This window comes from Caldalkalibacillus thermarum (assembly GCF_014644735.1).
Lineage (GTDB): Bacteria > Bacillota > Bacilli > Caldalkalibacillales > Caldalkalibacillaceae > Caldalkalibacillus > Caldalkalibacillus thermarum.
On sequence record NZ_BMKZ01000016.1, the window covers coordinates 57566 to 67742 of the forward strand.

Genomic DNA, 10177 nt, shown 5'->3' on the forward strand with positions numbered 1-10177 from the left:
GGGCTGTCATTTTAGGTTATAATATGTAGGGGATTTGAGAATTAATCCTTGAAAAAAAAAGAGGATTTTTAAAATAGATGTCGAATATAATATGTGCTTAATGGAGTGACACTCTATGATTGAATTGCAAGATGTAACCAAAGTGTATCCCAATGGTGTGAAGGCGTTACATAACGTGTCGGTTAAAATTGAAAAAAGCCAGTTTGTGTATCTCGTTGGTCCCAGCGGGGCCGGCAAATCTACGTTTATTAAACTGATGTACAGGGAGGAAAAGCCCACATCCGGCAATATCTATATCAACGGCCAAAACATTACCCGGATTAAAAACCGGCATACCCCCTATTTACGCCGGTCAGTTGGGGTGGTTTTTCAAGATTATAAACTGCTGCCCCGGCTGACATCCTTTGAAAATGTGGCTTTTGCGCTGGAAGTGACGGAGCGTTCCTCCCGTGAGATCAAAAAGCGGGTCATGGAAGTTTTGGATTTGGTGAATTTGAAGCATAAAGCCCGCTCTTATCCCCACGAGCTTTCCGGGGGGGAACAACAGCGGGTGGCCATTGCCCGTGCGCTGGTGAACCAACCTAATATATTAGTTGCGGACGAGCCTACAGGCAACCTTGATCCCGATACTTCCTGGGAGATTATGCAACTTTTTGAAAGAATTAATATGAATGGAACAACCGTCATCATGGCCACGCATGACAAGGAAATCGTGAACGCCATGAAAAAACGCGTCATTGCCATTGAAGGCGGAAGAATCGTTCGGGATGAGCTAAGAGGGGATTACGGTTATGAAGCTTAGAACTTTCGGACGGCACATTCGCGAAGGTGTTAAAAACGTTGTCCGTAATGGTTGGATGACCGTAGCCTCTATCACATCTGTTTCCATTACATTGCTCGTCTTGGGTTGTATCTTGTTACTCGCTTTTAACATTAACCATTTAGCCGGTAATATCGAGAGCGAAGCAGAGGTAAGGGTCCTTTTGGAATTGGAAGCGACGGATGAGGACATCCGCAAGGTAGAACAGGCGATTACCGCCATTCCCGAAGTAGAGAGTGTCACGTTTATTTCCGGTGAAGAGGCCCTGGATGAGTTGATAGAGAATTTGGGAGAGGAAGGGCGCCATTTCGAAGAATTCAAGGGTGAAAATGTGCTCCCTCACACCTTTATCGTCCGCACTGCTGATCCTCAAGACATTCATCAGGTCGCCGCTGATATCAGAGAGATAGGTGGCGTCTACAAAGTGAATGATGGCGGGGAAACCACCAGAATGCTGTTCAGCGTCACCCAAACCATCCGCAATGTGGGTCTGGTGTTCATTATTGGGCTGGCATTTACCGCTATGTTGTTAATTGCCAACACCATAAAAATGACGATTACTGCGCGCAAACGGGAGATCGAAATTATGAAATTGGTAGGTGCAACCAACTCTTTTGTCCGCTGGCCATTCTTCATTGAAGGATTAATCCTGGGTATAGTCGGTGCGCTGATTCCGATCGGGATTTTGACCTTCGGCTATTATCAGCTGCTTGAAAATGCCTACCGGACTGTGAAGCTCCCCTTCTTTGATCTGTTACCCCTTGTGCCTCTCATGTACCAAATTGCCTTGATCCTGCTGGGAATAGGTGCTTTTATCGGCATTTGGGGCAGCCTGATCTCCGTGCGCCGTTTTTTAAAGGTATAACCTTCCTGACTTGTTCAGATCAAACTTTCTAATCACAATTTGCCTAAAGGGATGAAGGAGAGGAGGAAGAACGGGTGCGCTTCAAAGGAAGGATTTTGGCCGCAGTAGCGATGCTTGTCAGTGTCTCTCTTGCGTTCACCACGATGGCTGGGGAAACAAACTTGATCACCCCTGTTGCCTATGCGTCAACAGATGCAGAAATTAAGAGATTGAAAGAGGAGATTAAAAAGGTTGAGCAAAGTGAGCAAGATGTAGAAAAACAGAGGAAAGAGCTAAACCAGCAGTTGAAAGATTTGGAATCGCGACAGGCCAGAGAAGAACAGGCATTGAAAGAAATTGAGCAGCGCATCAGCCGGACGGAAGAACAGATCAGGCAGAAAGAAAAAGAAGTGGAACAAACAAAAGAAAAAGCCCACCAGACAGCTTTGGAGCTGAAAGAAGCTGAAGCCCGCGTGGAGGAACGCCGGGAATTACTGATTACGCGTCTGCGTTCCATCTACGAATCTGGCGGCAGTGTTTCTTATCTCGATGTGCTCATGGGCTCCAAAGACATTGGTGATTTCCTTCAGCGCCTGGACTTGCTGAGCATTATCATGGAAACGGACCAGCAGATTTTAGAGGAGTTTATTAAGGAGCAAGAGCGGATTGAACAAAAGAAACAAGAACTGGATCAGCTCCTGGTTCAGTTGGACGAGCAACTGGCCGAGCTGGAAGGATTGCGCAGCCGCTTGAGAGCGGAGAAAAAGAAACAAGAGGTCAAAATCGCCTCCCTTCAAGAAAAACAGGAACAAATTAAAGCTTATGACGAGAAAAAGCAGCAAGAACTGCTGGAATTGGCCAACCGTAAAAGCCAGTTGGTCCGCCAGAAGCACGCTGCTGAACTAAGGAAGATGGAAGAGGAGAGAAAGAGAAGGGAACGTGAAAGACAGCAGGCAGCGGCTGCGTCTATAGGGGCCTCTTCTTCCAGCAGCGGATCTGCTGGCGGGTCTGGCTCATCCAGTGGAGCCTCCAGCAGCGCATCAGCTCCATCCAGTGGAGCCTCCAGCAGCGCATCAGCTCCATCCAGTGGCGGACAGTTGGCTTGGCCCGTCCCTGGCTACCCCATTAATTCCGGATATGGCATGCGTTGGGGAAGAATGCACTATGGAGTGGATATGGCTGCACCGCGGGGCACTAACATTGTTGCCGCTGAAGACGGCATCGTGTCCACTGTGGTCAGCGGCTGCCGGGAAGGCAACAGCAGTTGCGGCGGAGGATTTGGCAACTACATCGTCATTACCCATCCGGGTGGCATTGACACCTTGTATGCCCACATTTTAGAAGGCGGCGTTCTGGTCTCCGAGGGACAACGGGTCTCACGGGGTCAGGTGATTGCTAAAGTGGGTAATACCGGAAGTTCTACCGGGCCACATTTGCACTTTGAAGTGCGCAAAAATGGTCAGCGTGTCAACCCCACCCCATATCTGCGGTAAAAATAAGCATAGTGTGTACAGGCTGCTCATACACTTAAACAGAGGCTTCACACATGGACGGTGTGTCCTGTGGAGAAGCCTCTTACTCAATCTGGCCAGAGGTGGTGGGAACAATGCAATTCAGAGGTCGTACGGTACTTATCATGGTCATCATCGCGATGGTTGCCAGCAGCATGGTTACCATGCTGCTGGCCGGAGGCAATACGGGGCGGGGGGCTCCGGCTGAACAGGTTAACCATTCTCCAGATAACCTGGATAAAATTGAAGAAGCGTTTCATCTAATTAAGGATCATTATGTTCTGGAAGTGGATGAAGATGAATTGATCGAGGGTGCCATTGAAGGGATGCTGAGCAAGCTGGGCGACCCTTATTCGGTGTACATGGACGAAGAAGCGGCACGGCAATTGCACGACAACTTAAGCTCATCCTTTGAAGGGATTGGCGCAGAGGTCACTATTAAAGATGGCCGGGTGACCATCATTGCCCCGATTAAAGACTCACCGGCAGATAAAGCAGGGCTCAGGCCCCTGGACCAAATTATCAGTGTCAATGGTGAAAATATCGAGGGCATGGATCTGTACCAGGCTGTGCTTAAAATCCGGGGCCCCAAAGGCACAGAGGCAGCATTGGAGATTGTCAGGCCAGGTGTGGCTGAGCCGTTTGTTGTCACCGTGATCCGTGATGAGATCCCCATTGAAACGGTATATACCCAGAAAATTACGTCCCAGGGCAAGACATTTGGTAAGATTCAGATTACCTCCTTTAGCAAAAACACAGCTGAGCGTTTCAAAGAAGAGCTGAACCGCCTTGAACAGGAAAACATTGACGGGCTCATCATTGATGTACGTGGAAACCCTGGGGGGTATTTGGATGCCGTTCGCCAAATTGGGCAATTAATCGTGCCTTACGAGAGCATCATTACCGAGATTATGGACCGTTCCGGAGAAAAAATCGTCTACCGCTCCACTTTGGATGAACCCAAACCCTATCCCATTACCATATTGGTAGATAAGGGCAGTGCCAGTGCCTCAGAAATTTTAGCTGCTGCTCTCAAGGAAGCAGGAAATTACAAAGTGGTTGGCGAACCTACTTTTGGAAAGGGAACCGTTCAGAATACCATCGAACTGGAAGATGAGAGCCAGATTAAACTGACCATTGCTAAATGGTTAACCCCTAACGAAAACTGGATTAATGAAGAGGGCGTGCAGCCTGACGTGGAAGTCTCCCAGCCGGATTATTTCAGAGCCGTCTACGTGTCAACAGACCCGGAATTGAAACGGGATATGAACAATGAACAAGTGCGTAATTTGCAGATCATTCTGGAGGGGCTTGGTTATCATCCAGGACGCAAAGACGGCTACTTTAATCTAGAAACCGAACAGGCTGTAAGAAGCTTTCAGGCTGATCATGATTTGCCTGTCACAGGCATTGTCGATGAAAAGACAGCTCAAGTGATCAATGAACAATTGTTGGACATGATCCAGGACCCCCGTTACGACCGGCAGTTGCAAAAAGCGGTTGAAGTGCTGCTGGAAGAGCTTGGAGGTTAAACAAAGAACAAATTAACAGACAGCATCACATCACATAACAAACAGCAGGAGAGGAGGGCGGGATGGAGATGGCCATAGAATGGGGAGCGGCTATCATTCAGGCACTTCCGGCACTTGTGCTCAATCCCTTTACGTATATCCTTGTTTTGTTAATGGCCTTGCACTTAAGGCGGCAGATTGCCATTGAGCGCAAATTATTTGGCACCAAACTACACGCCTTTGGAGGAGAGCTGTTTTATGCCTTGGGCCTCGGTGTGCTCGGAGGTTTACTGGTCTCCATCCCTCTGGTGCTCCTCGGTGTGGTGCTTACCTATCACACTTTTGTTTGCCTGTGGCTGATGGCTTTGTTGCTCATGGCCTTCAGGGTGCGTTATCTCTGCTTTGCCTATGCAGGAAGTATATTGGCTCTGCTCAGTTTAATCGCTGGGTGGCTTCCCGCTCCCGGTCCCGGGTGGCTGGCCGCAGCAGGGGACATCCTGCGCAGCATTTCACTTCCCGCCCTGTTTGCCATGGTGGCATTGCTTCACCTGGCTGAGGCACTTTTGATTTATCTCAGCCGTTTAAGGCCCGCTACCCCTGTTTTTATGCGCAGCAAAAGGGGACGCATGGTTGGCGCCTATGAGCTCCAACACCTGTGGCTGGTTCCCCTGTTTTTGGTCACCGAAAGCGGGCAGGGATCTCTGCCCCCATTGTTTGCAAGCTGGCCCCTGTTTGCCCAGCAGCCAGAGCTGCCCTTGGGGTTAGTGCTCCTCCCGGCTGTGCTGGGCTACTCAGAGCAAGCGGTAGCCTCCACGCCAGAGGAGAAGATGCGTTTTTCCGCCCGGTGGCTAACCTTGTACGGACTGATCTTGCTCGGTTTAAGCCTGGCTGCTGTATACCTGGACTGGTTCATTTGGCTGGCCCTGTTGTTCGCTTTTCTCGGCCATGAGGCGCTGATTGTGTACAGCCGTTACCAGGAAGAGAGCCGGGCACCCATTCACGTCCATCCCCACCGTGGGTTAAAAATACTGGCGGTCATTCCCCGCTCTCCGGCTGCTAAGATGGGGCTTAGAGCAGGTGATGTGATTGTCAAAGTGAACGGGATGCCTGTCCGTCAACGGCAAGCCCTATATGAAGCGTTAAGCCGCAACAAAGCGTTTTGCCGGCTGGAAGTGATCAACCCGGATGGGGAAGTGAAGTTTGCCCAATCGTCCGTTTATGAACATGACCATCACCAACTCGGCATTGTTTTGGCTCCTGATGAAGAAGTCCCCTATTACATTGAGCGTCAGGACATCAGTCTGCTACGTCTCATGGGCATGCCTTTTAAACGCAATGTTCAGCTAACCCGGACAGTTGGAGAGGAGCAGGAACATGCCTAAGCTGTTAATTGCCGACCGGGACTCAACTGAGCGGACGGGGATTAAATGGTTTGTGGCCTCCCACCAGTTGCCATTTAGCCAGGTGGATGAGGCGGCCACTGTGGAACAGCTGATTGATTATATTGAAGCCCAGTGTCCAGATGTGGTCATGCTGGAACTGGAAATGATTCCGGACGGGGCTCTGGCCCAGGTCACCCATTTGCTGAAAACGTATGTCCGGCGGGTCATTTGCCTGACCACGGAGCCTGTCTTCGAGCGCGCCTTGCAAGTGATCGAGCGCCGCTATGGTGAACCTGATTTAACCTTGGAAGCGGTAGCCCGGGAAGTGGAGCGCAGCCCCGGCTATCTCAGCACACTGTTCGTTCAGCGCAAAGGCCAAACCTTCCGTCAGCTCCTGACCGGGCTGCGCATGGAAAAAGCCAGGCGGCTCTTGGCTGAAACCGACCTGCCTGTGCGGGAGGTCAGCGAACGGGTCGGGTACGGCGATCCCAATTATTTCAGCAGGGCTTTCAAACAACACGTGGGCCTGTCCCCGCGGGTCTTCCGGCAACAACATTTTTCCTCTAAAGAGCCCCAATCTGGATCATAAAAAAGCTGAAGTCAATATAAACTGAACAGAAAAAGTGTGGTGGGAGTATGTCACTCATCTATCTCATCATTCGGAATGATTAACAGCAATAAAATGACCGTCAGCTAAACATGATAAAAAGATGATCGTGATCGGATCTGGAAATTGATACTATGACATCAATCAGACATGAAGAAAAGTAAGTTTGGAAGGGCTTACTTTTCTTTTTTTGTCTACTCATATTATAAAAATCCAGTTTTTTGTGAATCTAGTTTCTGTTTTTAGAGCCCGTTGGCCAATTCTAATCTTGTTCCGGCCTGGGCCAACTGGAAACATTTTAATGAGCTTGAGAAGAAAGGGCTGATCATGTACGGGCAAATGACGGCCGGCAGCTGGATCTATATCGGCAGCCAGGGGATTGTGCAAGGCACCTATGAAACGTTTGCCGAATGCGCCCGGCAACATTTTGGAGGGACCTTAAAGGGCACCATTACCGTGACAGCCGGTTTAGGTGGGCCCGTTTTGGCAAGATCATCAATGACATGGTCGCAAGGGGTGAGCTTAAAGCTCCGATTGTGATTGGGCGTGACCACCTCGATTCAGGCTCCGTGGCTTCCCCTAACAGGGAGACGGAAGCCATGAAGGACGGCAGTGATGCCATTGCCGATTGGCCCATCTTAAATGCCCTAATTAATGCTGTTGGCGGTGCCAGCTGGGTATCGGTCCACCATGGCGGAGGTGTGGGCATGGGGTATTCTCTGCATGCCGGTATGGTGATTGTGGCAGACGGAACCAAGGAAGCTGAACAGCGTTTAGAGCGCGTGTTGACAACTGATCCCGGTCTGGGTGTGGTCCGCCACGCTGATGCCGGCTATGAACTGGCTGTCCAAACAGCCAAGGAAAAAGGGATTAAGATGCCCATGTTGGACTAGGTGATACACCTATGGATGGTCAATTTTAGTGAAGGAGGCGGTGGGGAGATGACCCGTCAGCACATCACACAACCGAAGCCGCTCTTGATTCGCCGGGCCGGACAGCTGGTCACCTTAAAGGGAAGCTCAGAGCGGCCGCTGATTAAGGAACAGATGCGTGACTTGGGGATTGTGGAGAACGGTTCGGTCTGGATTGAGGACGGTAAAATCATCATGGCTGATACGGATGAAGCGGTGCTGAACCGTTTTGGCGCCCGTTTGTCTGAAGCAACTGTGATCGAGGCGAACGGCAGGCTGGTCACCCCTGGGTTAGTGGACCCCCATACCCATTTGGTCTTTGTCGGCAGCCGGGAAGATGAATTTGAAAGGCGGTTGAATGGGGCGACATATATGGAAATTATGGCGGCGGGGGGCGGCATCCACCGCACCACCCGGGCCACCCAGGCCGCTGGCGAAGAGGAACTGTATAGGGAAAGTTACAAGCGTCTGGACCAATTTTTAACTTACCTCCGACAGAAGTCTCCCACTTCTAAGCGAAGCGAAAGTGGGAGATGAATGTCGGTTTGATGTAGCCTCAATATGATGAGTGTGGTAAAATAAAATCAAACAAACGTTCGTATTGTGGTCGAGTGAAGGTGTCTCTATCGCTTTCCGAACGTCTATTTCGTTGTGAATGTGGTTTTGTGGCAGACAGAGACACCAACGCCGCCATTAATATCCACAAGGAAGGCCTAAAACAGTTAGGCATTGCCTAACTTCTGTATAGAACCGTGGGGCACACGGGGATCGCTCGGTCAACTTCCCATCATGAGATGGAATTACCCGAGAAGCCCCCACCTCTGAGCGTCAGCGCAGGTGGTGGGAGTATGTCACCAAGGTACGGACTGTCCCCCATTGCCGATGAAGCGGATATCAAGCTGTTTACATCCACCTCCAAAGAAGCGGCCTTTCGCAGCGGTGCCACCTCCTCACGCTTGTCCCAATTGCATGTGATTGACATTTTATTTATGTGTGTGGCCACCAGGCAGTATGAGCAGGCGATTACCCATTTGGACCAAACCAGAGCGGCGATTGATTTTATTCAGGGACGCTGGGGTCAAAAATCCTAAACACTGTCTTGACCGACTGGTAAGCGCCCCGGTCCGCGTTGGATTTGATGGCCTCTTGATACGCTTCCAGCGGGAATTCATGCGTGACGAGATCCTCCAGCGGATAGCCGGGATGCTGAAGCAGCAAACGGATCAACAATTCATGGGTGGACAGCTCTTCACCTTGCCACTTTTCTTTTCCATATCCCAGTGAACCGTGGATGGACAGTTCTTTGGCCCAGACAAAAGTCCAGTCCAGAGCGGGGACCGTTCCCGCTGCGCCAACCAGGACGATCTGCCCGCGGTCACGGGTCACATGGATGGCGTCGTGCAAGGTTTGGCGGGTACCGACACAATCATAGACCACATCATAGCCGCCCGTATAGACACCAGGACCGATCAGGGGCTGATATTTGCCGGTTGACGGGATCGTGAGCAGGTCTTCCTCCAGCTCTTTTTTGTTTTGCACTACTTTATCTGTCCCCAGTTTAAGGGACATTTCTTTTTGAAACGTTCTGCGGCAATAATGGGTAACGTGGCAAGGAATGTCCAAGAGGCGCAAGGCGGCCACCACGGCAAAGGCCATCATGCCGCCCCCAATGACCAGCACCCGTTCCCCTGCCTGCGGTGGACGGCGTAAGACAGCATGCAACCCCACACTGAGCGGCTCGATCAGGACGGCCAGCCGGTCAGGCAGATCATCCGGCACGGAGATGGCCATTGATTCATGAGCGACAAACGCTTCAGCCCACGCGCCGGGCAAATCCCGGCAAAAGCCCATGATCATGCCCGGGGCCAGGCCCGCAGAACTGCCGCTATGGCGGCATAAACAGTGCAACCCTGCCTGACAGGCGGGACACGGCTCATCAATCTCCCGTACCGTACAGGAGATAAAGGGGTCAATGGCGATACGGTCGCCTGGTTTGACACGGGTTACTGCAGGACCGGTTGCGGTGACAATCCCGACCACCTCATGGCCCAGAATGGACGGAAACGATGTAAAGGGTGTGAGGGCCGGGGAAGATTTGTAAAAAATGGCGCCCATATCAGTGCCGCAAATGCCGGCCAGGATGGGCTTCACTTTGATCCACCGCGGGCCGGGCAAGGAGGGGGGCTGGACTTCCTTTAGCTTCAGGGCTGACGGTTTTCCGTAATAGAGGGAGGGGAAGTATCTCCCCAATCCTTTCGCTGCTACATATTTAGGAACGGAAAAATCATAAACAATGGCTTTCATGGCAACCTCCATTACACTGCGAAAAAATATACGGGCAGTAGGCAGTACCCCAACAGCCAAGGGCCACACACTGATGCCAGCCCTATCTGTTACGTTAGACAGTATCGTCTAATTTGTGAAACGTTAATCATCAGGTCCAATGTTCTAGATTATAAAAAAACTCAACTTTCGCACCTTGAAAAACACGAGAATCCCTTGATTTCACTGGGGAATTTGGCCAAAAAACGCGAAAAACACCCAATCCTTTGGTAAAATGAAGTTGCCTAAAACTAACACTTACCAAGGAA

9 protein-coding genes and 2 pseudogenes are annotated in these 10177 nt (G+C 50.8%); 10 read left to right on the top strand and 1 reads right to left on the bottom strand.

All coding sequences use genetic code 11. The annotated features are described in order from the left end of the window. The first annotated feature begins 115 nt into the window (after positions 1 to 115). From ftsE to IEW48_RS08315, 10 genes and pseudogenes are all read left to right on the top strand, one after another. Positions 116 to 802, top strand: coding sequence for a cell division ATP-binding protein FtsE (gene ftsE / locus IEW48_RS08270; protein ID WP_188623393.1), 687 nt, complete (start codon positions 116 to 118; stop codon positions 800 to 802). After that, on the top strand, positions 792 to 1685 hold the full coding sequence (gene ftsX / locus IEW48_RS08275; protein WP_188623394.1) for a permease-like cell division protein FtsX: 894 nt from the start codon (positions 792 to 794) through the stop codon (positions 1683 to 1685). The genes ftsE and ftsX overlap by 11 nt, the downstream gene beginning before the upstream one ends. A gap of 74 nt (positions 1686 to 1759) precedes the next feature. After that, a complete protein-coding gene (locus tag IEW48_RS08280; RefSeq protein WP_188623395.1) occupies positions 1760 to 3157 on the top strand; it encodes a murein hydrolase activator EnvC family protein in 1398 nt (465 codons plus the stop codon). A 113-nt stretch (positions 3158 to 3270) separates the two neighbouring features. Next, positions 3271 to 4707 carry a S41 family peptidase gene (locus tag IEW48_RS08285; protein WP_229703994.1) on the top strand — a complete coding sequence of 479 codons (1437 nt, stop codon included), beginning with the start codon at positions 3271 to 3273 and terminating at the stop codon, positions 4705 to 4707. Positions 4708 to 4775: 68 nt separating this feature from the next. Further along, positions 4776 to 6068, top strand: coding sequence for a PDZ domain-containing protein (locus IEW48_RS08290; protein ID WP_229703995.1), 1293 nt, complete (start codon positions 4776 to 4778; stop codon positions 6066 to 6068). Next, the gene (locus tag IEW48_RS08295; protein WP_188623398.1) at positions 6061 to 6657 is read left to right on the top strand and encodes a helix-turn-helix transcriptional regulator; all 597 of its coding nucleotides are present in this window, start codon (positions 6061 to 6063) and stop codon (positions 6655 to 6657) included. The genes IEW48_RS08290 and IEW48_RS08295 overlap by 8 nt, the downstream gene beginning before the upstream one ends. A gap of 270 nt (positions 6658 to 6927) precedes the next feature. Beyond that, positions 6928 to 7568 (top strand): annotated as a pseudogene (locus tag IEW48_RS08300) (urocanase-related protein); the annotation flags it as partial. Positions 7569 to 7616: 48 nt separating this feature from the next. After that, positions 7617 to 8075, top strand: a pseudogene (locus IEW48_RS08305) (imidazolonepropionase); the annotation flags it as partial. An 89-nt stretch (positions 8076 to 8164) separates the two neighbouring features. After that, a complete protein-coding gene (locus IEW48_RS08310; RefSeq protein WP_268236557.1) occupies positions 8165 to 8323 on the top strand; it encodes a zinc ribbon domain-containing protein in 159 nt (52 codons plus the stop codon). Positions 8324 to 8434: 111 nt separating this feature from the next. Continuing rightward, the gene (locus IEW48_RS08315) at positions 8435 to 8677 is read left to right on the top strand and encodes a MurR/RpiR family transcriptional regulator (protein WP_188623400.1); all 243 of its coding nucleotides are present in this window, start codon (positions 8435 to 8437) and stop codon (positions 8675 to 8677) included. On the opposite strand, the gene IEW48_RS08320 is transcribed toward IEW48_RS08315, so the two are convergent. Then, on the bottom strand, positions 8646 to 9890 hold the full coding sequence (locus tag IEW48_RS08320) for a zinc-dependent alcohol dehydrogenase (RefSeq protein ID WP_188623401.1): 1245 nt from the start codon (positions 9888 to 9890) through the stop codon (positions 8646 to 8648). The two genes, IEW48_RS08315 and IEW48_RS08320, sit on opposite strands and share 32 nt — an antisense overlap. Positions 9891 to 10177: the final 287 nt, after the last annotated feature.

Bases quoted from the DNA above. Each gene is read 5' to 3' on its own strand.
- IEW48_RS08320 (WP_188623401.1), bottom strand. From the start codon at position 9,890: ATGAAAGCCATTGTTTATGATTTTTCCGTTCCTAAATATGTAGCAGCG.
- ftsE (WP_188623393.1), top strand. From the start codon at position 116: ATGATTGAATTGCAAGATGTAACCAAAGTGTATCCCAATGGTGTGAAG.
- IEW48_RS08295 (WP_188623398.1), top strand. From the start codon at position 6,061: ATGCCTAAGCTGTTAATTGCCGACCGGGACTCAACTGAGCGGACGGGG.
- IEW48_RS08285 (WP_229703994.1), top strand. From the start codon at position 3,271: ATGCAATTCAGAGGTCGTACGGTACTTATCATGGTCATCATCGCGATG.
- IEW48_RS08315 (WP_188623400.1), top strand. From the start codon at position 8,435: ATGTCACCAAGGTACGGACTGTCCCCCATTGCCGATGAAGCGGATATC.
- IEW48_RS08290 (WP_229703995.1), top strand. From the start codon at position 4,776: ATGGCCATAGAATGGGGAGCGGCTATCATTCAGGCACTTCCGGCACTT.
- ftsX (WP_188623394.1), top strand. From the start codon at position 792: ATGAAGCTTAGAACTTTCGGACGGCACATTCGCGAAGGTGTTAAAAAC.